This is a genomic window from Streptomyces aurantiogriseus (assembly GCF_014649375.1).
Classification (GTDB): domain Bacteria; phylum Actinomycetota; class Actinomycetes; order Streptomycetales; family Streptomycetaceae; genus Streptomyces; species Streptomyces aurantiogriseus.
In genome coordinates this window covers 258,561-281,784 of record NZ_BMSX01000010.1, presented here as the reverse complement: position 1 = coordinate 281,784, position 23,224 = coordinate 258,561, and the positions used below count along the sequence as shown (strand labels likewise).

Annotated in this window: 22 protein-coding genes; 11 read left to right on the top strand and 11 right to left on the bottom strand. The window is 68.2% G+C overall.

Features of this window, described 5'->3' with window-relative positions; all coding sequences use genetic code 11:
* The first annotated feature begins 916 nt into the window (after positions 1-916).
* From IE263_RS22575 to IE263_RS22560, 4 genes are all read left to right on the top strand, one after another.
* The gene (locus IE263_RS22575) at positions 917-2,539 is read left to right on the top strand and encodes a diaminobutyrate--2-oxoglutarate transaminase family protein (RefSeq protein ID WP_229911109.1); all 1,623 of its coding nucleotides are present in this window, start codon (positions 917-919) and stop codon (positions 2,537-2,539) included.
* A 263-nt stretch (positions 2,540-2,802) separates the two neighbouring features.
* On the top strand, positions 2,803-4,863 hold the full coding sequence (locus tag IE263_RS22570) for an IucA/IucC family protein (protein ID WP_189939445.1): 2,061 nt from the start codon (positions 2,803-2,805) through the stop codon (positions 4,861-4,863).
* Positions 4,864-4,940: 77 nt separating this feature from the next.
* Positions 4,941-5,597: a GNAT family N-acetyltransferase gene (locus IE263_RS22565; protein ID WP_308430644.1), complete on the top strand. Its 657-nt coding sequence runs from the start codon at positions 4,941-4,943 to the stop codon at positions 5,595-5,597.
* A gap of 222 nt (positions 5,598-5,819) precedes the next feature.
* Complete coding sequence (locus tag IE263_RS22560) at positions 5,820-7,796, top strand: ATP-dependent DNA helicase (RefSeq protein WP_189939443.1); 1,977 nt, start codon at positions 5,820-5,822, stop codon at positions 7,794-7,796.
* A 138-nt stretch (positions 7,797-7,934) separates the two neighbouring features.
* On the opposite strand, the gene lexA is transcribed toward IE263_RS22560, so the two are convergent.
* Positions 7,935-8,714: a transcriptional repressor LexA gene (lexA, locus tag IE263_RS22555; RefSeq protein WP_189939442.1), complete on the bottom strand. Its 780-nt coding sequence runs from the start codon at positions 8,712-8,714 to the stop codon at positions 7,935-7,937.
* A gap of 584 nt (positions 8,715-9,298) precedes the next feature.
* Between lexA and nrdR the strand changes: the two genes are divergently transcribed.
* Complete coding sequence (gene nrdR / locus IE263_RS22550) at positions 9,299-9,868, top strand: transcriptional regulator NrdR (RefSeq protein WP_189939440.1); 570 nt, start codon at positions 9,299-9,301, stop codon at positions 9,866-9,868.
* A gap of 165 nt (positions 9,869-10,033) precedes the next feature.
* Positions 10,034-12,922 (top strand): vitamin B12-dependent ribonucleotide reductase, encoded by a 2,889-nt coding sequence (locus IE263_RS22545; protein ID WP_189939438.1) that lies wholly within the window; start codon positions 10,034-10,036, stop codon positions 12,920-12,922.
* A 121-nt stretch (positions 12,923-13,043) separates the two neighbouring features.
* On the opposite strand, the gene IE263_RS22540 is transcribed toward IE263_RS22545, so the two are convergent.
* The gene (locus IE263_RS22540) at positions 13,044-13,577 is read right to left on the bottom strand and encodes a TerD family protein (RefSeq protein ID WP_189939436.1); all 534 of its coding nucleotides are present in this window, start codon (positions 13,575-13,577) and stop codon (positions 13,044-13,046) included.
* Positions 13,578-13,731: 154 nt separating this feature from the next.
* Between IE263_RS22540 and IE263_RS22535 the strand changes: the two genes are divergently transcribed.
* The 3 genes from IE263_RS22535 (at position 13,732) to IE263_RS22525 (ending at position 15,683) form a co-directional block, all read left to right on the top strand.
* Entirely contained in the window at positions 13,732-14,337 is a 606-nt protein-coding gene (locus IE263_RS22535; RefSeq protein WP_189939434.1) for a YdbC family protein, read from the top strand.
* Positions 14,338-14,455: 118 nt separating this feature from the next.
* Complete coding sequence (locus IE263_RS22530) at positions 14,456-15,088, top strand: histidine phosphatase family protein (protein ID WP_189939433.1); 633 nt, start codon at positions 14,456-14,458, stop codon at positions 15,086-15,088.
* Between the two features lie 316 nt (positions 15,089-15,404).
* Positions 15,405-15,683 (top strand): hypothetical protein, encoded by a 279-nt coding sequence (locus IE263_RS22525; RefSeq protein ID WP_189939431.1) that lies wholly within the window; start codon positions 15,405-15,407, stop codon positions 15,681-15,683.
* Between the two features lie 72 nt (positions 15,684-15,755).
* On the opposite strand, the gene IE263_RS22520 is transcribed toward IE263_RS22525, so the two are convergent.
* Together IE263_RS22520 and IE263_RS22515 are read right to left on the bottom strand one after the other, a co-directional pair.
* Positions 15,756-16,076 (bottom strand): hypothetical protein, encoded by a 321-nt coding sequence (locus IE263_RS22520; RefSeq protein WP_189939430.1) that lies wholly within the window; start codon positions 16,074-16,076, stop codon positions 15,756-15,758.
* Between the two features lie 115 nt (positions 16,077-16,191).
* On the bottom strand, positions 16,192-16,614 hold the full coding sequence (locus tag IE263_RS22515; protein WP_189939429.1) for an ATP-binding protein: 423 nt from the start codon (positions 16,612-16,614) through the stop codon (positions 16,192-16,194).
* 157 nt (positions 16,615-16,771) lie between these two features.
* Here IE263_RS22515 and IE263_RS22510 point away from each other — a divergent pair, with 157 nt between their 5' ends.
* Together IE263_RS22510 and IE263_RS22505 are read left to right on the top strand one after the other, a co-directional pair.
* Positions 16,772-18,031: an NsdA family TPR-like regulatory protein gene (locus IE263_RS22510; protein WP_229911102.1), complete on the top strand. Its 1,260-nt coding sequence runs from the start codon at positions 16,772-16,774 to the stop codon at positions 18,029-18,031.
* Entirely contained in the window at positions 18,016-18,555 is a 540-nt protein-coding gene (locus IE263_RS22505) for a GNAT family N-acetyltransferase (RefSeq protein ID WP_189939428.1), read from the top strand. The genes IE263_RS22510 and IE263_RS22505 overlap by 16 nt, the downstream gene beginning before the upstream one ends.
* A 60-nt stretch (positions 18,556-18,615) precedes the next feature.
* On the opposite strand, the gene IE263_RS22500 is transcribed toward IE263_RS22505, so the two are convergent.
* The 7 genes from IE263_RS22500 to IE263_RS22470 all read right to left on the bottom strand — a co-directional run bounded on the left by IE263_RS22500 (position 18,616) and on the right by IE263_RS22470 (position 23,166).
* Positions 18,616-19,152: a hypothetical protein gene (locus IE263_RS22500; protein ID WP_229911101.1), complete on the bottom strand. Its 537-nt coding sequence runs from the start codon at positions 19,150-19,152 to the stop codon at positions 18,616-18,618.
* Between the two features lie 96 nt (positions 19,153-19,248).
* Positions 19,249-20,112, bottom strand: a complete 864-nt coding sequence (locus IE263_RS22495; RefSeq protein ID WP_229911100.1) for a peptidoglycan-binding protein — start codon at positions 20,110-20,112, stop codon at positions 19,249-19,251.
* Positions 20,113-20,191: 79 nt separating this feature from the next.
* Positions 20,192-20,509 carry a hypothetical protein gene (locus tag IE263_RS22490; protein WP_189939424.1) on the bottom strand — a complete coding sequence of 106 codons (318 nt, stop codon included), beginning with the start codon at positions 20,507-20,509 and terminating at the stop codon, positions 20,192-20,194.
* Between the two features lie 14 nt (positions 20,510-20,523).
* Complete coding sequence (locus IE263_RS22485; protein ID WP_189939422.1) at positions 20,524-20,751, bottom strand: DUF7620 family protein; 228 nt, start codon at positions 20,749-20,751, stop codon at positions 20,524-20,526.
* Positions 20,751-21,092: a hypothetical protein gene (locus IE263_RS22480; RefSeq protein ID WP_189939420.1), complete on the bottom strand. Its 342-nt coding sequence runs from the start codon at positions 21,090-21,092 to the stop codon at positions 20,751-20,753. Before IE263_RS22480 ends, IE263_RS22485 begins: the two co-directional genes overlap by 1 nt.
* Positions 21,093-21,182: 90 nt before the next feature.
* On the bottom strand, positions 21,183-22,127 hold the full coding sequence (locus tag IE263_RS22475) for a hypothetical protein (RefSeq protein WP_189939419.1): 945 nt from the start codon (positions 22,125-22,127) through the stop codon (positions 21,183-21,185).
* 91 nt (positions 22,128-22,218) lie between these two features.
* On the bottom strand, positions 22,219-23,166 hold the full coding sequence (locus IE263_RS22470) for a hypothetical protein (RefSeq protein WP_189939417.1): 948 nt from the start codon (positions 23,164-23,166) through the stop codon (positions 22,219-22,221).
* Positions 23,167-23,224: the final 58 nt, after the last annotated feature.

Genomic DNA, 23,224 nt, shown 5'->3' with positions numbered 1-23,224 from the left:
CTCAGGGCGATCTCACGTCCTGTTCACGCGGGTCTCACGGCCTTGTGGAACGGCATCACACGATATGCGCTCGGTGAGGGGGACTCCCGATGGAACGGCAACGGTTTCGCTACGGGCTGTTTGATCTGGCCATTTCCCCGAGAGGCTGTTCCGCTCGCGCAACGGGACGTCTCCTGTCGCGCAGATGCCGCGGGGCCGTGCCCGGCGGGTCAAGCCGGAGACGTGGGGCAGAGGTTCCGTCACGACAATGATCTTGAGACAACCCGTAACCCGCTGGACCCTTCGGGGTTGGTAGCCGTGGGGCCTGCCGCCCGCGTGCGGCCCTCCGTGCGGAAATCCACCGAGGGCGCGGGAGACGCCGTTGCGCCGAGGCCGACGGATCCGACGCCGACTGCCCCACCGCGATGCACCAACTCGCCTCTGGACAGCGGGAGGACAGGGAGCCGTGGCCGTGACCGAACCTGTGCCGGGGGAGGCGCCTTCGGGGCGTCCTGGTGGTGGGTGCGCTGCCGCGGAGGCGGACATCGCCGGGGCTTCTGCCGACTGGGGTCCTGCCGCTGGGGTGACTGGCGCTGCCGTGTCCGCTGTCGGGGTGGCTGCCGTGGGGGTGCCGGTTGGTGAGGCGCCTGTCGGTGGGGCGTCCGTTGCCGGGCCGCGCTCGGACGGGCCTTGCTCGGACCGGACGCCCTCGGCCAGGGCGTCTGCCATTGAGACGCTCGTCACGGAGGATTCCTTTGTCGACAAATCCCTTGGCGGGACGCCGGTTGCCCGAACGGCCGTGGTCGGAACACCAGCCGCTGAGGCTTCCGCCATCAGGAGCCCCCTCGCCGGGGCGCCCGAGGCCGGGAGACCTGTCGGCGAGGCAGTCGACCCCGCTGTCGCGCCCCCGACGGGTGGGCGTCCGGCACACGAGGGGATCCTGCGGAGGCAGTCGGCGCGCGAGTCGGCGGCGCGCACGTATGCGCGCGCCCTGCCGATCGTGCCCGTACGGGCACGCGGACTGACCATCGAGGGCGCTGACGGCCGCCGCTACCTCGACTGCCTTTCGGGCGCCGGCACCCTGGCACTCGGCCACAACCACCCTGTCGTGTTGGAGGCCATCCGCAAGGTCCTCGACTCCGGTGCGCCCCTGCACGTCCTCGACCTGGCCACCCCCGTCAAGGACGCCTTCATCACCGAGCTGTTCCGAACTCTGCCGCCGGAGCTCGCCGGCCGCGCACGCGTGCAGTTCTGCGGACCGGCCGGTACGGACGCGGTGGAGGCCGCGCTCAAACTGGTCCGGGCCGCCACCGGGCGCACGGGAGTCCTGGCCTTCACCGGTGCGTACCACGGCATGACCGCCGGATCCCTCGAAGCCTCCGGTGGCGCCTTCGACGTACGGGTGACGCGTCTGCCCTACCCGCAGGACTATCGCTGCCCCTTCGGCGTCGGCGGCGAGCGGGGGGCCGAACTCGCGGCCCGCTGGACCGAGTCCGTCCTCGACGATCCCAAGTCCGGTGTGCGCCCGCCGGCCGGGATGATCCTCGAACCCGTCCAGGGCGAGGGCGGTGTGATTCCCGCGCCGGATGCCTGGATGCGGCGCATGCGGCAGATCACGGCCGACCGGTCCATCCCGCTGATCGCCGACGAGGTCCAGACGGGCGTCGGCCGGACCGGCGCCTTCTGGGCAGTGGAGCACAGCGGCGTCACCCCCGACGTCATGGTCCTCTCCAAGGCCATCGGCGGCAGTCTGCCCCTGGCCGTCATCGTCTACCGCGACGACCTCGACATCTGGGAACCCGGCGCCCACGCGGGCACGTTCCGCGGCAACCAACTCGCCATGGCAGCCGGCACGGCCACCCTCGCCTACGTCCGCGCCAACGGCCTCGCCGACCGCGCGGCCACTCTCGGCGCCCACATGCTGGGCCAACTCCGGCAACTCGCCCGGCAATTCCCGTGCATGGGGCACGTGAGGGGGCGGGGACTGATGATCGGGATCGAGATGGTGGACCCCGAGGGGGCATGCGGGAACAGCGAGCCCGGGTGGGAAGGTGGAAGCGAGGGTGGTTCGTGGGACCGGGCTGGGGGAGAGATCGCCCTCGGACCCGCCCAACGAGAGATGACCGCCCTGTCGGCGGCTCCTGATCAGGGTGGGGCCGCCTTGTTGGCCGGCCCCGGTCAGGCGGGTGGTTCGGCCGGGACTGACTCGCCGGGGCTTCACCCCCCGGCTCGCGTGATGCGCACCCCGGTGGACGCCGCTCGGGGACCTCACCCCGCCGCCCCCGGCATGGCCGTCGCCGTCCAGCGGGAGTGCCTGCGGCGCGGGCTGATCGTCGAACTCGGCGGACGCCACGCCAGCGTCGTACGCCTGCTGCCGCCCTTGACGATCACCGACGAGCAGGCAGCCGCGGTACTCGACCGGCTGGCGGACGCGATGGCGGCGGTGGCCCGTACCCACACCGGCCGCGCGGGCCAGGCCGAGCGCGGTCAGCCGGACCCGCCGCAACAGCCGACCGGGCCACCCCCGCGGCATGGGACCGGTGCCCAGGACACGAGTTGACCCGGGCGACAGGCCCACATGCCTCACACGTACACCCCTGTCACCCGCCGCCCGTGCACGGCGACACCCCCATACCTCACGAGCGAACAGGCGCACCGCCCACTCGGGGCAGACCCCGCCCTGGGGAGCAGGCCGCACCGGGACGCTCCTTCCGAGAGCCCACATCGCGACATGAAGTCCAGCGCCCGCCGCACAGCTCACCTCCCACCCCCACACCCCGTTTCGCCGCCGACCGAGCCGACCCCACCCGACGAGGAACGACCTTGAAGACGTCCCCCCAGCCCGCCGACATCCCGAACCAGCCACCCGCCACTTCTCAGCCACCGGCGTCGACCTCCTCCGTCCCGTCAACCTTCTCCACTCCCGCTCCCTCCGTCCCCCACCAACAGGGAGACACCTTCCACACCGAACCGAGGCACCGCGCCGGCACCGATCTCCTGAACCACTCCGACCCACACACGGCGGCCCAAGCCGCGGCAGTGGAGAGCCTCCTGCGCTGCTGGGCACGCGAGACCGGCCTGCCCGCCCCCCGCGACGGCATCCTGCACATTCCGCTGCCTGCCAGCGGCACCGCTCTGCTCACCCCCGTCCGCTACTGGTCCCCCACGGGCTGGCATCGCTTCGGTCTCCCGCACCTGGCGGACGCCCCCGACCACTCCGCACCCGCGGACGCGGTCACGGTCGCGGCTCTGCTGGCCCGCGAGACGCTCAAGACGCAAGGCCCTGCCGCGGCAACCACCGAGCCACGCGCCGGGGAAGTCCATGACGCTCTCCTGGATCAGAGCGCCGCTTCCGCAGGCCCGGCCCGCCCCGCTACGACGCCCAAAGACGGCGTCGACCTCGTTGCCCGCGTCGCCGACTCCGTCCGCCGCACCTCGGCCTTCATCAGCGCCCGCCGGGAACGCCCGGCCGACGAGCCCGACCTGTTCCTTGCCGCCGAACAGGCACTGGTGCTGGGCCATCCCCTCCACCCGACGCCCAAGAGCCGCGAAGGTCTCTCCGATGCCGAGGCGGCGGTGTACTCACCCGAGTTGCGCGGCTCCTTCCCGTTGCACTGGCTCGCTGTCGCCCCCTCTGTACTCGTCACCGACTCCGCCTGGACCGAGCGCGGACGCCCTGTCCCTGCCGACCAGTTGACGGCCCGACTCGCCGGTGACGGGCTGCCGCTGCCCGACGGCTACGCCGCCCTGCCGTTGCATCCCTGGCAGCTGCGCGAGGCCCGTCACCGTCCCGAGGTCGCGGCCCTGCTCGGCGCCGGACTGCTCCGGGACCTCGGTGCCCACGGCCTCCCGTGGCATCCCACCTCCTCCGTCCGAACCGTCTACCGCTCCGGCGCTCCGGCGATGCTGAAACTGTCGCTGGGGCTGCGCATCACCAACTCCCGTCGCGAGAACCTCCGCAAGGAACTCCACCGGGGTGTCGAGGTGCACCGCCTGCTGCGCACCGGTCTGCTGAAGCAATGGCAGGCAGCCCACCCGGGCTTCGACATCGTCCGTGACCCGGCCTGGCTCGCGGTCGACGGGCCTGACGGCCTTCCGGTGACGGGGCTCGACGTGGTGATCCGGCACAACCCGTTCACCCCGTCCGACGACGTCTCCTGCATCGCCGGCCTCGTCGCACCCCGACCGTACGCCCGAACGGACCTGGAACCGGGCAACCCCAGGGCCGAGGCGTCCCTGCCGGCCCAGGGCCCGGCTTTCTCTCAGCCATCCCGGCTCGCCGCGCTCATCACCCGCCTCACTCGGAAGACGGCCCGCCCGCGCGAGGCCGTCGCCACCGAGTGGTTCCTGCGCTACCTGGAGCAGGTCGTCCGTCCCGTGCTGTGGCTCGACGGAGAAGCAGGCATCGCCCTCGAAGCACATCAGCAGAACATGCTCCTTCTGCTGGACCCCGACGGCTGGCCCACCGGCGGCCGCTACCGCGACAACCAGGGCTACTACTTCCGCGAGTCCCGCCGCGCGGAACTCGACGCCCGGTTGCCTGGCATCGGCGAACGCAGCGACACCTTCGTCTCCGACGAGGTCACCGACGAGCGCTTCGCCTACTACCTCGGGATCAACAACGTCCTCGGACTCATCGGCGCGTTCGGCTCCCAGCGGCTCGCCGACGAACGCCTGCTGCTCGCCGCCTTCCGACGGTTTCTCACCCGGGCCGTCCACGGCCCCGACCGGCTGCGCAGCTCGCTGCCCGCCCATCTGCTCGACTCACCCGTCCTGCGCTGCAAGGCCAACCTGCTGACCCGGCTGCACGGCCTCGACGAACTCGTCGGTCCGGTCGACACCCAGTCCGTGTACGTCACCATCGCCAACCCCCTGCATTCCTGAACCGTACGCATCCCTGATCACCGACCCTCTTCGCTGCCGAGGGCCTGGCCATCCCACTCAGAGAGAGGAGTCTCGCTGTGCCTCCCACGGACGCCCAGGACACGCTGGACCTGCATCCACCCGACGACCTCCTCACACTCGTGGGAGCAGAGGCAGCCGAGGCCGACCTGCTCGACCACATCGGCGAATGGGGGCCGGTCGCCACGCCCACCGGTGCGTTCCACCTCCGCCCCGTGCGGATCGAGAGGGACCTTCCGCGCATCGGCAGGTGGATGAACGACCCCGCTGTCGCGGCGTTCTGGGAACTGGCGGGTCCCGATTCCCTGACCGAGGAGCACCTGCGTCGCCAACTCGCCGGCGACGGGCGCAGCGTTCCGTGTCTCGGCGTGTTGGAGGGCACTCCGATGAGTTACTGGGAGATCTACCGGGCAGACCTCGACCCCCTGGCCCGCCACTATCCCGTCCGGCCTCACGACACCGGTATCCACCTCCTCATCGGCGGTGCCGGCGACCGGGGGCGAGGACTCGGCGGCGTTCTGCTCAGAGCCGTCGCCGACCTCGTACTCGACAAGAGACCCGCCTGTGCGCGCGTCGTCGCTGAACCCGACCTTCGCAACATCCCCTCCGTCGCCGCCTTCCTGAGCGCCGGTTTCCGGTTCTCCACCGAGGTCGACCTGCCCGCGAAGCGAGCCGCCCTCATGTTTCGAGACCGGAATCCACCTTTCCTGTTGTGACGCTGTGCAGTCGCGCCGTTACAAGTGGAACGCGGCGGCGTGCGGACCAGTTCCCGTTGCACGATGGAGTCTTCGCTTTCCCTGCCGAGCCCGCTCGGACCCCTTGCCCCTCTGCCCACCACGACCCGAGAAGCGCCCCTCATTGATTCCGCCACCGTCCTCACCTCTGACCACCACCTTCACCACCCGTTTGTCAGTCCCGCGCCGTAGGGTGGTCGCGCTATGACGAAGCCCTCACTCCCCGAACTCCTGCATGCCGCTGTCGCCGCCGTCGGCGGTACGGAGCGCCCCGGCCAGGTGACCATGGCCGAAGCCGTCGCGGAGGCGATCGACGACGGCTCCCATCTGCTGGTCCAGGCCGGCACCGGCACCGGTAAGTCGTTGGGCTACCTCGTGCCTGCCCTCGCGCACGGGGAGAGAGTCGTCGTGGCGACCGCCACCCTGGCGCTGCAGCGCCAGCTCGTGGAGCGTGACCTGCCGCGCACCGTCGAGGCGCTGCATCCGCTGCTGCGTCGCCGCCCGGAGTTCGCGATGCTCAAGGGCCGGTCGAACTACCTGTGTCTGCACCGTCTGCACGAGGGCATGCCGCAGGACGAGGAGGAGGGTCTCTTCGACCAGTTCGAGGCGGCGGCACCCACCAGCAAGCTCGGTCAGGACCTCCTTCGGCTGCGCGACTGGGCGGACGAGACCGAGAGCGGAGACCGCGACGACCTGACCCCCGGCGTCTCCGACCGTGCGTGGGGGCAGGTGTCGGTCTCCTCACGGGAGTGCCTGGGCGCCTCGAAATGCGCGTACGGCGCCGAGTGCTTCGCGGAGATGGCCCGTGAGCGCGCCAAGCTGTCCGAGGTCGTGGTCACCAACCACGCCCTGCTGGCCATCGACGCCATCGAGGGCGCCCCGGTCCTCCCGCAGCACGAGGTGCTGATCGTCGACGAGGCGCACGAGCTGGTCTCACGGGTCACCGGAGTCGCCACCGGCGAGCTCACCCCGGGCCAGGTCAACCGCGCGGTACGCCGCGCGGCGAAGCTGGTCAACGAGAAGGCCGCCGACCAGCTCCAGACCGCCGCCGAGGGCTTCGAGCGGCTGATGGAGCTGGCGCTGCCGGGCCGCCTCGAGGAGATCCCGGAGGATCTGGGCTATGCCCTCATGGCGCTGCGCGACGCCGCGCGCACCGTCATCTCCGCGATCGGGGCGACCCGCGACAAGTCCGTCCAGGACGAGGACGCGATCCGCAAGCAGGCGCTCGCCTCCGTGGAGACCGTGCACGACGTGGCGGAGCGGATCGTGAACGGCTCCGAGTACGACGTCGTCTGGTACGAGCGCCACGACCGCTTCGGTGCCTCCCTGCGCGTCGCCCCCCTGTCCGTGTCGGGCCTGCTGCGGGAGAAGCTCTTTGCCGACCGCTCCGTGATCCTTGCCTCCGCGACCCTGAAGCTGGGCGGGGACTTCAACGGCGTCGGCGCCTCCCTGGGCCTCGCCCCGGAGGGCACGGAGAGCGAGGACGTGCCGCAGTGGAAGGGCCTCGACGTCGGTTCGCCCTTCGACTACCGCAAGCAGGGCATTCTCTACGTCGCCAAGCACTTGGCCCGCCCCGCGCGCGACGGCGACCGCGGGGACATGCTGGACGAACTGACGGAACTTATCCAGGCGGCCGGCGGGCGCACCCTCGGCCTCTTCTCCTCCATGCGGGCCGCTCAGCTCGCCGCCGAGGAGCTGCGCACACGTATCCCCGAGTTCCCCATACTGCTGCAGGGTGAGGAGACCCTCGGCGAGCTGATCAAGAACTTCGCGGCGGATCCGAAGACGTGTCTCTTCGGCACCTTGTCGCTCTGGCAGGGCGTCGACGTCCCCGGCCCCAGCTGCCAGCTGGTGGTCATGGACAAGATCCCGTTCCCGCGCCCGGACGACCCGCTGATGAGCGCCCGCCAGAAGGCGGTGGAGGACGCCGGCGGCAACGGCTTCATGGCCGTCGCCGCCACGCACGCAGCGCTGCTCATGGCCCAGGGGGCGGGCCGGCTCGTCCGCGCGTCGGGCGACCGCGGAGTCGTGGCCGTCCTGGACCAGCGCCTGGCGACCGCCCGCTACGGCAGCTACCTGAAGGCGTCGATGCCCGACTTCTGGTACACGACGGACCGCAATCAGGTCCGCAAGTCGCTGGCGGCGATCGACGCGGTGGCCCAGCAGGCGCAAGCGCAGTGAGGAAGGGCCTGTCCCAGCTCGGGGACAGGCCCTTCTTCTTGAAGAACGTCGGGGCACAGCACAGGGCCCCGGAATCGGCGCAGGGATCCCGGGGCCCAGTCAGGGGGGCGGATCGAGGAGGCCCGTCCGCCGCCGATCTCAGACGCGGCGCAGAACGGCCACCACCTTGCCGAGAATCGTCGCGTCGTCACCGGGGATCGGCTCGTACGCCGCGTTGTGCGGGAGCAGCCACACATGGCCGTCCTCGCGCTTGAAGCGCTTGACGGTGGCTTCGCCGTCGAGCATCGCGGCCACGATGTCGCCGTTCTCGGCCACGGGCTGGCGGCGCACGGTGACCCAGTCGCCGTCGCAGATCGCGGCCTCGATCATCGAGTCGCCCACGACCTTCAGCACGAACAGCTCACCGTCACCGACGAGCTGCCGGGGCAGGGGGAAGACGTCCTCGACCGACTCCTCGGCGAGGATCGGGCCACCGGCGGCGATGCGGCCGACCAGCGGGACGTACGACGCGGCGGGCTTGCCGGCGGTGTCCGTGGGCTGCACGGTGGCAGCCTGGTCGGAGCCGCGAACCTCGTACGCGCGCGGGCGGTGCGGGTCGCGGCGCAGGAAGCCCTTGCGCTCCAGTGCCATCAGCTGGTGTGCGACCGAGGAGGTGCTGGACAGGCCGACAGCCTGGCCGATCTCCCGCATGGACGGCGGGTATCCGCGCCGCTGCACGGAGTCCCTGATGACCTCGATCACCCGCCGCTGCCGGTCGGTGAGCCCCGAGCTGTCCGCCCGGATGCCTGGAGGTCGACCCGGCAGAGAGCGCTTGGGCCCCTCGGGATTCGTGGCTTCGTTCATCGCATGCACCGGCTCGAGTCGGCCCTGGGAGCGGTCCTGGGCGGTGATGGTGGCACTGTCTGCGGTGGTGGTCACGTCGGCCCCTCTCGATTGTCTCCCTGCTGGACAACGGTAGTTGCTTTCGAAAGGTTGCGCCAAACACACGTTCGAGTGAAAAAGCGTGGATCGCCTGACTTGATCATGTATCTGGGTGTATGGCTAACGCGCTGTCCGGCGGAGAGAAGGGCTCTTCGTCGTACCCTTCACTGCTGGGGTTGATGACCTTGTGAGGTGTCGCCTCAGTCTGCCATCCGCCCTCCCCTGAACCGGGAACCGGGCCCCGCTCTGCGCGAGAGTCGCACCTCTCCTCCTTGTGGCGCTCACGCTATCCCCGTAGGCGCCGCGGCGAAACGGTCGTACGGGGGCGTGTCAGGCGGCTTTTCGCGTGCTCGCCGTGACGGCGGGATCGCGTCGTGTGAGGTCTCCTGGTGCGACACGCGATATCGCCTGGGTGTATGAGCCAAGCCCCATATCTAGTGGTTGGATGGCAGCAGCAGCCCACAAGTTGTGGTCCCCCGTGACTGCGCATGTTCGTGGATCCCCTATGCTTGGGGCTGCTTCGAGGGGCCCATGAGGCCCAGCGAGGCTATTGAGTCTGCTGTGAGGAGGGTTGGGAGTCCATGCACTGCCCCTTCTGCAGGCACCCCGACAGCCGCGTCGTCGACAGCCGTACGACCGACGACGGTACGTCGATCCGCAGGCGCCGCCAGTGTCCTGACTGCTCCCGTCGTTTCACCACCGTGGAGACGTGCTCGCTCATGGTGGTCAAGCGATCCGGAGTCACCGAGCCGTTCAGCCGTACCAAGGTCATCAACGGTGTGCGCAAGGCGTGCCAGGGGCGGCCTGTCACCGAGGACGCCCTCGCCCAGCTCGGCCAGCGGGTCGAGGAGGCGGTGCGGGCCACCGGAAGCGCCGAGCTGACCACCCACGACGTGGGGCTGGCCATACTCGGCCCGTTGCAGGAGCTCGACCTGGTCGCCTATCTGCGATTCGCCTCCGTCTATCGGGCGTTCGACTCGCTCGAGGACTTCGAGGCCGCCATCGCGGAACTCAGGGAGCAGACGGGACACCCCGCCGCGGACGACGACGACCGCGAGGACGCTGAAGGCGCTGTCGCGGGGGGCCGGAAAGACGACGGCGGGCGCGGAGGGACCATGCAGGTCCCCGAGCCCGCCCACGCCGCCGACTGACAGGCGGGCCGGAACCGGACATCAGGCTCCGGGTCCGGCCGGGCGGCGGCGGACCAAGACCTGTTGCGGGCGGTAGCGAGTGGGTGCCCGCAGCACAAGACAGAACACCGTGTCACGGGAACAACGTGGCATTTCAGGGCGTTTTTGCCCGTACAGGGAGGCGGCATGACAGAGACGGCGAGCGGTCCGGCACGAGGTTCCCGAGCGAAGGGAGCCAAGGTCACCAAGGGGCTGCGTATCGAGCGCATCCACACCACCCCCGGCGTGCACCCGTACGACGAGGTGGCCTGGGAGCACCGTGACGTCGTCATGACCAACTGGCGCGACGGCTCGGTCAATTTCGAGCAGCGTGGCGTCGAGTTCCCCGACTTCTGGTCGGTGAACGCGGTCAACATCGTCACCAGCAAGTACTTCCGCGGTGCCGTCGGCACCCCCCAGCGCGAGGTGAGCCTCAAGCAGCTCATCGACCGCATCGTGAAGACGTACCGGAAGGCCGGCGAGGACTACAAGTACTTCGCCTCGCCCGCCGACGCCGAGATCTTCGAGCACGAACTGGCGTACGCCCTCCTGCACCAGATCTTCAGCTTCAACAGCCCCGTCTGGTTCAACGTCGGGACCCCGCAGCCCCAGCAGGTCTCCGCCTGCTTCATCCTGTCCGTCGACGACTCCATGGAGTCGATCCTCGACTGGTACAAGGAAGAGGGCATGATCTTCAAGGGCGGCTCCGGCGCCGGCCTGAACCTCTCCCGCATCCGCTCCTCCAAGGAGCTGCTGTCCTCCGGTGGCAACGCCTCCGGCCCGGTCTCCTTCATGCGTGGTGCCGACGCCTCTGCCGGCACCATCAAGTCCGGTGGTGCCACCCGCCGCGCCGCCAAGATGGTCGTCCTCGACGTAGACCACCCGGACATCGAGGACTTCATCGAGACCAAGGTCAAGGAAGAGGAGAAGATCCGGGTCCTGCGCGACGCGGGCTTCGACATGGACCTGGGCGGCGACGACATCACGTCCGTCCAGTACCAGAACGCCAACAACTCCGTCCGCGTGAACGACGAGTTCATGACGGCCGTCGAGCAGGGAGGCCGGTTCGGCCTGCGGGCACGGATGACGGGTGACGTGATCGAGGAGGTCGACGCCAAGTCGCTCTTCCGTAAGATCGCCGAGGCGGCCTGGGCCTGCGCCGACCCGGGCATCCAGTACGACGACACCATCAACAACTGGCACACCTGCCCCGAGTCCGGCCGGATCACCGCGTCGAACCCGTGCAGCGAGTACATGCACCTGGACAACACGTCCTGCAACCTGGCCTCGCTGAACCTCATGAAGTTCCTGAAGGACGACGGCAAGGGCAACCAGTCCTTCGAGACCGAGCGCTTCCAGAAGGTCGTCGAGCTCGTCATCACCGCGATGGACATCTCCATCTGCTTCGCGGACTTCCCGACCCAGAAGATCGGCGAGAACACGCGCGCGTTCCGCCAGCTCGGCATCGGCTACGCCAATCTCGGTGCCCTGCTGATGGCCACCGGGCACGCGTACGACTCCGACGGCGGCCGCGCCCTGGCCGGCGCCATCACCTCCCTGATGACGGGCACGGCCTACCGGCGCTCCGCCGAACTGGCCGCGGTCGTCGGCCCGTACGACGGCTACGCCCGCAACGCCGACGCCCACAACCGCGTCATGAAGCAGCACTCCGACGCCAACGGCACGGCCGTCCGCATGGACGATCTGGACACCCCGGTCTGGGCCGCCGCCACCGAAGCGTGGCAGGACGTGCTGCGCCTCGGCGAGAAGAACGGTTTCCGTAACTCCCAGGCGTCCGTGCTCGCTCCGACCGGCACCATCGGCCTGGCGATGTCCTGCGACACCACCGGTGTCGAGCCCGACCTCGCCCTGGTCAAGTTCAAGAAGCTGGTCGGCGGCGGCTCGATGCAGATCGTCAACGGCACCGTCCCGCAGGCCCTGCGCCGCCTGGGCTACCAGGAGGAGCAGATCGAGGCGATCGTCGCCCACATCGCCGAGCACGGCAACGTGATCGACGCCCCGGGCCTGAAGCACGAGCACTACGAGGTGTTCGACTGCGCCATGGGCGAGCGCGCCATCTCGCCGATGGGCCACGTCCGCATGATGGCCGCGATCCAGCCGTGGATCTCCGGCGCCATCTCCAAGACGGTCAACATGCCGGAGACGGCGACCGTGGAGGAGGTCGAGGAGATCTACTTCGAGGCCTGGAAGCTGGGCGTCAAGGCGCTGGCGATCTACCGCGACAACTGCAAGGTCGGCCAGCCGCTGTCCGCCAAGAAGAAGGACACCGAGGAGAAGAAGGCCGAGGAGCCCGCCGCCGTCGAGACCAAGGTCGAGAAGGTCGTCGAGTACCGCCCGGTCCGCAAGCGCCTCCCCAAGGGCCGTCCCGGCATCACGACCTCCTTCACGGTCGGCGGCGCCGAGGGTTACATGACCGCCAACTCCTACCCGGACGACGGTCTCGGCGAGGTATTCCTGAAGATGTCCAAGCAGGGCTCGACCCTCGCGGGCATGATGGACGCCTTCTCGATCGCCGTCTCCGTCGGCCTCCAGTACGGCGTGCCGCTGGAGACGTACGTCTCGAAGTTCACCAACATGCGCTTCGAGCCGGCCGGTATGACGGACGACCCGGACGTGCGGATGGCCCAGTCGATCGTCGACTACATCTTCCGCCGCCTGGCGCTCGACTTCCTGCCCTTCGAGACGCGCTCCGCGCTCGGCATCCACTCCGCCGAGGAGCGCCAGCGTCACCTGGAGACTGGTTCGTACGAGCCGACCGAGGAGGACGTGGACGTCGAGGGCCTGGCCCAGTCGGCCCCGCGCCAGACGGACCTGAAGGCTGTCGCCGGCCCGAAGGCCGAGGTCGAGGTGAGCAAGCCCGCTCCGAAGCAGGCCCACACCAGTGCCGAACTGGTGGAGATGCAGCTGGGCATCCAGGCCGACGCCCCGCTGTGCTTCTCCTGCGGTACGAAGATGCAGCGGGCCGGTTCCTGCTACATCTGCGAGGGCTGCGGCTCGACCAGCGGTTGCAGCTGATCCCATCGGCACCGGCCAGGGGTGAATGACCTGGTACAGGGCGGTGGGCCGGTCTTCGGCTCCACCGCCCTCGTTCGTGCGTCATGTCCTGGGCAGACGTACCGACGGGGCCGGACGAAGGTCAGGACCGGCGCAACCGGCCCATGATCCTGGTGAACGTGGCCGGGTCGTCGTCGAAGCCCTGGACCCCGGAGTGGAACGACCACCCGTCGGACGGGACGCGCACGAACTCCGCGACCGTCGCTGCCGTCGAGCCGAGTACTCCGCCGAAGTCGTCCTCGGCCAGGTCGGTGTAGCCCTCGCGGATCCGGATGGCGGGATTGATCACGCTGACGAAGGTCCTGCGGTCGGGGCGCTGTTGGATGACGACACCGACCACCACGCGCGCGTACCGCGCGTCCAGTCGGTCGAGCTCCACCGTCATGACCTCGTCCCAGCCGAAGCCTTTGCCGTCCTTGCTGTCCCGGTTGAGATAGATGGTGCCGTCGGGAGAGCGGCTGTCGAAGTGCACCACGTAGGCGGGGGCGCCCTGCGGATCGTCCGCCAGGTAGGTGGCGGCCACTATGTCCAGATCGGTGGGCGGTTGCCCCGCCGGACTCGGGTCCCACCTCAGCGCTATCTCGACCTTGCGGATCCCCTTGTTGAGGCCGTTCACCGGACTTCCCCTCCCCGTCCCCGTCTGCCGTCGCCCCGAACTGCCCGCTCATCAGGGCCGGTTGTCCATCCTGCCACGCGCGCGTGCACGCTCGCACGGCTGCTCTGTGTCCGAGAGTGACCGACGCCACGCCCGGTGGCCTTACCATGGCGCGGTGCTGGTCAAGTGGATTCGCTGCACCGTGGTGGACCGCCGCGGTTTCGAACGGGGGCAGCGAAAGTGGGCGGGGCTTCTGGGGGAGCCGGGGTTTCGGGGACAGGGCGGGGGCTGGAGCAGGGGACGGCCCTCCGTCGCGCATGTCTTCGCCTTCTGGGAGAGCCGTGCCTTCTACGACTCCTTCATGGCGCGCTCCCACGACCGGCTCGCGGCGGCCCAGGCGGGCACCTTCAAGGACGCACAGGTCCGGCTGTTCGACTACCGCTTCGACGTGAAGACCGGCTTCGAACCCCGCTTCACCGACTCCGACCTGCTCCGGGTAGCCCTGTGCCGGGTCCACGAGGAGCGCGCCGAGCACTTCACCCTGATGCAGGAGAAAGTGTGGAACCCGGCCATGGCCGGTTCGCCCGGCATGATCCGCGGGCTGTTCGCGGAGGCGCCGGGGCACGAGTTCCTGGTGCTGTCGATGTGGCGTTCGGAGGCAGAGCACGGCAAGTACCGCACCGAGCGCGTGGAGCGGCTTGCGCTGCGCGCGCAGACCGAGGCGGACATTTCCTCCCTGACCGGTGACATTGTGGAGCTCGAGCCGACCTGGACGGTTTGACATCCAAACTCGTAACAGGTGCGCTCTGTGTGTCTCCTGGTGCGGGATCTGTGTGACCTACGCCGTACGAAGGCCCTACGAGTGCTCGATCGGCCGTCATCCGATCTAGGGTTTTGGCATGGCACGACCACGGCGCATCGTCCTTGTCCGACACGGGGAGTCAACGGGCAATGTTGATGACACCGTGTACGAGCGTGAACCGGACCACGCACTGGCCCTGACCGAGCGAGGCTGGCGGCAGGCGGAGGAGACGGGTAAGACCCTGCGGGAGCTGTTCGGTCGCGAGCGGGTCAGTGTGTACGTCTCGCCCTACCGGCGTACGCATGAGACCCTCCGCGCCTTCCACCTCGACCCCGATCTCATACGGGTGCGCGAGGAACCCCGGCTGCGCGAGCAGGACTGGGGGAACTGGCAGGACCGCGACGACGTCCGCCTGCAGAAGGCCTACCGAGACGCCTACGGGCACTTCTTCTACCGCTTCGCCCAGGGGGAGAGCGGAGCCGACGTGTACGACCGGGTCGGCGGCTTCCTGGAGAGCCTGTTCCGCAGCTTCGAGGCGCCCGACCACCCACCGAACGTGCTGATCGTGACGCACGGCCTCGCCATGCGCCTGTTCTGCATGCGCTGGTTCCACTGGACGGTCGCCGAGTTCGAGTCGCTGTCGAATCCGGGGAACGCCGAGATGCGGATGCTCGTTCTGGGGGACGACGGCAAGTACACGCTCGACCGGCCTTTCGGCCGCTGGAAGTAGGGCTCCCTTTACATTCTCGGTACTGCTGGGTGCCTGACCTGCGCAAACGATCCAGCATCGACTGTGGCGGCCTGCGTCAAGGTGAGCACTCCGCTGGGACCCGGATCCGGTCACCTACTCGAAGGGCGAGGCTCCAGCGCCGGAGATCTTCACAGGGGTGACTCTGAGCCGGCGGACTTGGACGTCCCGAAGGTGGCCCACCACGGTTTCGGATTTACACGCTCACTTGAGGGTTTTCGGCGCCAACTCCGGTGATCCCCGGCGGCCTGCCAGTGTTGCGGATCACACTGGTCCTCCAACAACGAGGGAGGGGCCCGTGGGCGTCAGGAAGATCCTCACGATCAAGCTGGAGGTCGAGGTCAACGAGAAGGTGACCCGATACAGCCGACTGGAGAACACGTACGGCGAGGTGATTACCGCTGCCATGGAGGCGGCCCGCGCTCACATGCCGACGGACAGTATCGAGCAGATCACCACTCAAGCGCGCTGGGAGTACCGGCACTGGGACCCGAAGCCGATCACCCACCCCAAGGGTGAGATCCCCGAGATCGAGGATCTGACGGACGACGAGATCGAGTGGCTGGACGAGGACTGACCACAGTGAAAGAGCCCCGACCGCACGGGTGGCCGGGGCTCTTCTCTGCCCTCACAGGGGACGGGGGAGCCTCTACGGCATGACCCCGTGAGGGAGCGTGGGGGTAGGGGAGTGCTGGGCCACGAGGACGTCCAGCGCATGGAGGAAGGCGGTGTGGGTCCCGGCGTCGTGGGCGGCCTGGATTACCTGGTCCAGAAACTCGTACGCCGCCTCGTCCGTGAGGCCGCTCAGCCAGGGGAAGGCGCTGCTGTGCAGGCGACAAGGCTCCGCGAGCAGGTCATCCCATGCGAAGGCCGGAGGGTTCCACAGCAGGGTCACGCCGTGCTCCTGGCAGTAGGCCCCAGTATCGTCCTTGATCGGGAACTCGTGCTCGCCGCTGGTGCAGAGGGTCATGGTGCCTCCCTCAGGGCCTTGCGTAGAGCGGCCCCCTCGGCGCAGTTCTCCGGGCAGTCCGGACACTCCCAGACGTGGGCGTACAAGGCCTTGTACGCCTCCCAGTACTCGTCGGTCATCGGGCCGGCTCGCAGACCATCTCGGCCCATACCTGCTTGCCCCAGCGGTACATGTCGGCACCCCAACGGTCGGCCAGGGAGTCGATCAGGAGTAACCCCCGGCCGCTGGTGAGCAGGTCGTCCCCGGGCTTGGTCATCTCCGGCATGACCCGGGCCCTGTCGACCACGCCGATCCGTACGAACGTCTCGCTCGGCCTGGAGATGACCACGCGGATCACCCGACTGTTCGTGTGCTTGACCGCGTTGGCCACCAGCTCGGACACGAGGAGCGCCCCCGTGTCGGCCAGCTCTTCCAGGTGCCAGGCGGCCAGCGCCGTCCGTACGAGCTTGCGGGCGACCTCGGCGCTCTCCTCCAGACCGGGGAGGGTCTCGGAGTAGCCGGGGTGCCCCGTGGAACGCGGATTCGCTGACACGATCATCTGGACCTCAGGGTGTCGGTGTACGACTGCCTTGGTTAAGTCAACGACCGCTCGTCCGCGGCGAGGAGGAAAAATCGGCCGTGTGTGCATTACGGCCAACCGGAAAATTCCCCGCTCTTGCCATCACTGATGGAGCATCAGTGGCTACCGTGGGTACGTGGCGGCGAACGCGAGCCTCATCAGCGCGATGCGGGAAGCGGGCTTCAAGCAGGCCGAGTTGGCCGAGGCCCTCAACGAGTACCTGAGCTCGCACGGCTACGAGGGCACGGTGAGCGACCGGACTGTCCGGAACTGGCTCGCCGGAAAAACCCGGTGGCCGCACCCGCGTCAGCGGGAGGCGTTGGAGGCAGTATTCGCATGTACGGCCGAAAGGCTGGGCTTCAGCCCGCCAACGGCAAGACCTCCCGCCAGCGAACCGGAGTCTCCCGTGAGGCGCAGGAACTTCCTCACCGCCACCACCGGCACAGCCGCTGCCGCCATGGTCTCGGACACCCGACCCACCCGGGTCGGTACGTCTGACGTGATCCGGCTCCGGTCCGGCCTGGATGCCCTGATGGCCCTGGACGACAACCGAGGGGGCCACGAGGGCCTGGAACGGGCCGCCCTGGCTGGAGTTGGGGAGGCCCTCGACAAGCTCAAGCTGGCCGCCTCCCAGCGCATCCGGCAGCGTCTCTTCTCCGTGGCCGCCGACTACGCCGCGACAGCCGCCTGGAGCGCTCTGGACGCCCGTCAGCTCGGCCGGACCGAGCAGCATCTCAACCGTGCGCTGTACCTGGCCGGGATGGCCCAGGATCCTGTGGTGGAGCTGAGGGTCTGGAACTCGTACGCGATGCTCGCCCACCAGCGCCGGGAGTACTCCCAGGCGGTCGACGCCGGGTACGCGGCCCAGTCCACGGCCATCACGCGCAAAGACCCGCTGTTCGCCTCCTTGGCGCACGCGAGGACGGCCATCGGCCACTCGAACCTCGGCGACCGGGACGCCGCTCTGCGGTCCCTGGGGCATGCCCAGGAGGCCCTGACCAAGGCCGCTCCCGAGGACCCCAGGCCTAGCTGGGTCGCCTTTTACGGGGGCGCCGAGCTGACGGCGATCACCGCCATCGTCCGAGACCGCATTGGGGATCCTGCCGAGGCCGAGGCAGCCTCCCACAAGGCGCTGAGCGGCATCCCGAAGCAGTTCCGCAGGAACCGGGCTCTGGCCACCACGCGGCTCGCTCTGGCCCAGCTCCACCAGCGGGACATCGATCAGGCGTGCGCCACGGCCTCCAAGGTGTTCGACCTGATGAAGGGCGATCCGCTGCCCGGCCGGATGCGGACTCTCCTCGGTGACTTCCATCGTGACTTGATCAGCCTTGCGTCGGACGCCGGGGTCGCACAAGAGTGGGGAGACCGCTTCCGAGTCGAATGGAGCCGACCTTGAGCGCCGCCGATCTGGTCGTCCGACGCTACTCGCACAACGACCTGCCGAAGATCCGCCAGACGCTGATCGATGTGCACGCCGACGCCTACGCGGACGCCATGGATGACGAGTTCAACCAGCGCTTTCCCTGGTTCGTCGACCACTGGGGCGGCAACCCAGACTTCGACTGTGTGATCGCGTATGACGGTGATGAGGCGGTGGCCTTCGCCTACGGTGCCCCGTCCACTCCCTACCGTGAGTGGTGGCGCGAGCACCTCGACCCCGCCCCGGAGAAGGACCGGACCTTCTCGTACTCGGAGCTGGCCGTCCGCACGAAGTGGCGCAAGACCGGGACGGCCGAGCTGGTCACCCGGAGCCTGCTGGACGAGCGGGATGAGGACCTGGTGGTCCTGCTCGTCGACACGGAGCACCCCAGAGTCCAGGAACTGTACGAGTCCTGGGGCTTCCGGAAGGTCGGCGAGCGGCAGCCGTTCCCGGACTCCCCGGTGTACGCCGTGATGCTGGCCGAGCTGCCGCTGAAGTAGTGGAGACACGTTGGCACCACGACCTTGGTGGCCTTCGTCATCGACCTGGAGGACTGAGAGCTACTGCGGCCGGCTGCCGTCGTCTTCCAGGACGGCTCTGACGGCAAGTGTGAACTGCTCAAGCAGCGCTTCGGCTTTCACAGCCTTCTTCCAGGCATCAGGGTTGTCCCGGCAGAACTCGATCCGGAACTCAGCGAACGCCTTGAGGAAGGCGAAGGCGGCGTCGGCGGCGGGCTGAGGGCCCACGACGGCTACGTTGGCGCGTTGCTTTTGTAGCCTTTTGAGTAGAGGGAGCAGTTCATCCTTAAGATCTGCTTCCCCGAGACGCGAACGCACAATATCTATGACCTCTTGGCCCTCACTCAGGAAGTTCGAGTACGCCATCGAGCGAGGTTCCCTCCGCTCTCTGAGAACCTCGAACCGGCGCTGACGAGCCGCCTCGGTCTCCTGGGCTTCGTGCTGAAGCCGTGCAACACGCAGGTTGAACCAACTCGTGCCCACTGCGGTGAGTCCAGCGAGACCGCCACCTATGGCCGCACCCAAGACGGCCGCAACTCCTGCATCCACAGCGAGATTCTGACCCGAAGAGTCGATCACCACAGGGGAACGAAGAAACGCCCCCGACCTCCATGAGGGAGGTCGGGGGCGATGTGTGGCTCCTGCCAGAGAGACACCACGAGGAGAGTACGAGAGTCAGGCCTTCGGGACCTTGAGCTTCGCCCATGAAGTCGGCCCCGGAGGCCACTTGGCATCCGATTCGGTGAACTTCAGCTTTCGCTGCCACGCCTCGTACGAGTCGACGTCGGCCTGACCCAGGACGGGGCCCGGACCGACCTTGTACTTCCCGCAGCCCTCGGCCACCAGGCGCTTGCCCATGACCGTGAAGATGGGGGAGGACTTCCCCAGGGCGGGCCGGGAGCCCTTCATGAAGAAGTGGGCGCCGGGGTAGGGCTCCAATGCAGGCTTCTTCGTGATGACGGTGAAGTCCGGCCAGGTTCCCGGGTCCGTGTGGTCGTTCTCCGGGACGTGGGCGTGGGCGTACCAACCGCTCCGCATCCGCCAGATGCGCTCGTCCCGCTTCCCCGTGAAGGTGGTGGGCTTGCCCATGGGCCAGGAGTTGGCGACGCCCCAGGAGGCCACCCAGGCGTTCAGCTCGTCCCACCCCTTCAGTGGGGTATCGGTGAGCCTCTCGTACGTCTTCCCGCCGACGCGGCAGTACGGGAAGAAGAGTGCCTCGATCTGGAGGGCCACCGAGCCGGCCCGGTTGGTCCGGGTGCCGCCGGACAGGTCTCGCAGGCACAGGGAGCGGGAGTTCGCCGGGAAGAACTGGACCATCCTGCCGGTGAAGGGGTCCCAAAGGATGTGAGGCGCCACGCCCTTGCCGCCGCCGGAGAAGTACGACCGGAGGTTGGCGTACGGGACGAGGTCCTGGGGCTTGGCCTTCGTGGCGTTGCGGTCCCAGGTGATGTGGGCGATGGCCTTCGCCGGTCCGCCGTCGGTCGGGGCGGTGTTGCCGATCGAGAGCCTCTCGGCGCCGGGGAGCCAGAGGTCGGACACGGAACCTCCTATGGGTGCGGGCATGAAAAAGCCCCCTCCGGCGGGGGGATGGGACCGGAGGGGGCGGCTTGGGGACGGCTCAGGAGGCCGTTGACGGGTCCTCGGGGTGGTCCCGGCGGTACCGGAGGTAGGAGAAGAACCGGACCAAGAGGAGACCGTCGATGGCCGCCAAAAGGCCGAGGGACAGGGCGACGTCCCACCAGGGGCCGGGGGAGGCACCGCGGATTCCCACCAGAATCAGGGAGCGCGCGTACCAGAGGCCGACGATGATGACCCACCAGGAGGCGTTGATCTCCACGGTGCGGAAGAAGCGCCGGGGCCGGTGCAGGACCAGGAAGCCGATCGAGGCGGCCAGGCCTACACTCAGCAGGACGTAGAGGGCGAAGGTGTAGAGCACGAGACCTCCTTGCGTCAGGCGTCGCCTCTGAGCCGGCCGAGGACGATGCCCTCGATCCAGTCGCTGTAGGCGTTGGCGCGGTTGTGCGCTCTGAGCTGCTCCTTCACCCGGCGGCTCTCGGTGAGCCTGGCCTCGACCTCGGGCGCGCGGGCCCGGGCCTCCTGGAGGGACTTCTCGGCGGCCCTCTTCGCGGTCTCCGACTCAGGAGACGGCTGTGCGCTTCGACGGGTGAAGGACCACATCAAACGCTCCCGTTGGTGGTCTGGGGCCGATGGCCGAGCCGTTCGAGGAGCTGGACCATGGCCCGGCCCTGCTCGTTGGCGGTGTCGACGCTGGCCTGGGCAGCGATGAGCTGTTCCCGGGTGACCTGATGGGCTGCGCGCTCCGCCTCGAACGCCGTGCGCCAGTTGTCCTTCTCGGTGGTGAGGGCCGTCATCGCCCACTTCGGGACGACGATGCCGAGGACCATCAGGAGGGCGAAGACGCCCACCATGCCGTACTGGACGAACTGGCCGAGGATCTTGCCGATGTCGGGCCCGCTCTCCTCGACAGCGGCCAGCGATCTGAGCAGCTCAGGTATCAAGGGGACCTCCTTGCGGGGTGTGCGCAGGTAGATCCGGCGCGGTCAGGGCATGGAAAAGCCCCGGCCGGAACCGGGGCTCTCAGGGGTGGATCAGCTTTCAGCCGCCTGCTCGGGATCTGGAACAGGTATGGGTCCAACGCCGGTGATCGTTATAAGTGGAGGATGCATACTGCCCTGAAATGGGCTTTTCGCGCCGGACGCCTTCACTTCGTCCTGCCCTATCAGGTACAGATTGCACAAGTTGCAGTACAGCATGTCCATGCCGGTAGGGACGGTGTCCTGCCCGGAAGGCAGAAGTCTGACCATGGCGGGGCCCTCGCATGCGGGGCAGTCGACTGTGGACAGGTGGAAGTAAGGACCACTTGAGGGCAGGTCGTCCAGCCACCTTGGGTCCAGGCCCGGATCGAACCTCAAAGCCTGCGGCTTAGCCCCTTCGAGCACTTGCTCCTTTACATCATCAGACAGTCCCTTGAAGCGATCCTCGAACAGGTGCCGGGCCTGGTCGGTCCGGATCTCGACGTCCCGACGGATCTCATCAAGCTGCTTATCGACGGCCACGATCATCGTTCTCGCCCACCGGCCCCAGAACACACGGGAGGTCGTGCCGACGGCCGTCAGCAGGATCATGACGGTCTCGGAAAACGTCGGAAGGAGCGTCTTGGCCTGGTCGCCGATGGTCGTGTGAGCGGTGCCGTTCCGCAACTCGATCAGCAGGTCGAGCTGCGGGTCGGGAGGAAGGACGCCCATGCGTCGTAGGCGCCGAAGGGCTTCACCAGCGCCCACCGTGCGGACCTTGCTCGTGTCCAGATCCAGGTCGCCCCCGAAGTACAACAGCAGATCTGCGTTGCCATTGCGCATCTCGACCAGGTAGAGCGGGTTTCTCTTGACCAGAACGGCCTTGGCGAGCCGCTCTACAGCCACGCCGGCGTGCAGCGCGAACTCGTCATACTCCTCGCGGCCGTGGTCCTCCATGGCCCGATGCGCAGCCTTCTTGGCGCCCTCGAAGAAGCTCTCGAAGGAGAGCGAATCGTCCATGAAGGGACGGTATCTGCCCCTGTAGTACAGGGCGATGGAATTTAAGAAGACCCGGCCCCGACTCTGGGAGCCGGGGCCTTCGACGTGACGATCAGCCTGTCCTGGTCTCGCCGATCACGAGGCGTGCCTGTTCCTCCGGGGTGAGGGTGGGACCGTGGGATACGGACACCGTGGTCGTCAGTCCGGGGGTGTTGACCTTCCGCAGGGCGGCCATCTCGTCCGGACCGTGCACCTCGAAGTTGCACAGGTAGCAGCCGAAGCCGTTCGCGGTGAACGTCGTCTCCGTGGCCGTATGGCCAATCGGCTCGAAGGTGAGGAGGCCCTGACCGCCGCAGGCCGGGCAGTTGCCGCCCGAGGTCTTCAGAACGAGCAGGTCTCCGTCCCTGACCTCCATCGGCTTGGCGAACCACTCCTCCTTGCGGGGCTGGGGTGCCTTGAGAGCGCCTTCCTTGACCTCCGCCGGGAGCCCCACGAACCGGTCCTCGAACGCGTGCCGAGCCTGGACCATCCGGAGCTGAACCTCGCGGAAGACCTGGTCCTCCTGCTCGTCTACAGCGTTCTTGACTGGGTCCGTCCACCGTTCCCAGAACTCGTCCAGCGGCTTGCTGAGATCATTGAGCAGCGTCTCGACCGTCCGGGCGAGTGGAGAGATCATCCCCTTGGCCAGGGTGCTGTCCGGGGCGGCGTGGGCTGCGCCGTTGCGTATCTCGATCAGCAGGTCGAGATCGGTATCGGCCTTGAGTACACCGATCTTTCGGAGTCGCTTTATGGCTTCCATGGCCCCGACGGTGCGGACCTTCTCCTCGTCCAACTGAACGTGTCCGCCGAGATGCATGACCATGTCCGCGCTGTTGTTGCGGATCTCCGCGACGTAGACCGGATTTTTCGCGGCGAGGGCTGCCTTGGCGAGCTTCTCGACCGCGACACCGGCGTGGAGCGCGAACTCGTCGTACTCCGGACGGCCATGATCGTCCATGGCCTTGTGGGCGGCCGTTTTGGCGCCCTGGTAGAAGCTCTCGGTTGAGAGCGAATCGTTCATGCATAGGACGGTAGCGGCGCCTGTGCCACACCCGCGACGGGTTACGTGCGGTCCGTCT

Coding starts and splice junctions, on each gene's coding strand:
- IE263_RS22560 (WP_189939443.1), top strand. CDS start 5,820: ATGACGAAGCCCTCACTCCCCGAACTCCTGCATGCCGCTGTCGCCGCC.
- IE263_RS22485 (WP_189939422.1), bottom strand. CDS start 20,751: ATGTGGTCCTTCACCCGTCGAAGCGCACAGCCGTCTCCTGAGTCGGAG.
- IE263_RS22475 (WP_189939419.1), bottom strand. CDS start 22,127: ATGGACGATTCGCTCTCCTTCGAGAGCTTCTTCGAGGGCGCCAAGAAG.
- IE263_RS22545 (WP_189939438.1), top strand. CDS start 10,034: ATGACAGAGACGGCGAGCGGTCCGGCACGAGGTTCCCGAGCGAAGGGA.
- IE263_RS22470 (WP_189939417.1), bottom strand. CDS start 23,166: ATGAACGATTCGCTCTCAACCGAGAGCTTCTACCAGGGCGCCAAAACG.
- IE263_RS22520 (WP_189939430.1), bottom strand. CDS start 16,076: ATGACCCTCTGCACCAGCGGCGAGCACGAGTTCCCGATCAAGGACGAT.
- IE263_RS22515 (WP_189939429.1), bottom strand. CDS start 16,614: ATGATCGTGTCAGCGAATCCGCGTTCCACGGGGCACCCCGGCTACTCC.
- nrdR (WP_189939440.1), top strand. CDS start 9,299: ATGCACTGCCCCTTCTGCAGGCACCCCGACAGCCGCGTCGTCGACAGC.
- IE263_RS22505 (WP_189939428.1), top strand. CDS start 18,016: ATGGAGCCGACCTTGAGCGCCGCCGATCTGGTCGTCCGACGCTACTCG.
- IE263_RS22530 (WP_189939433.1), top strand. CDS start 14,456: ATGGCACGACCACGGCGCATCGTCCTTGTCCGACACGGGGAGTCAACG.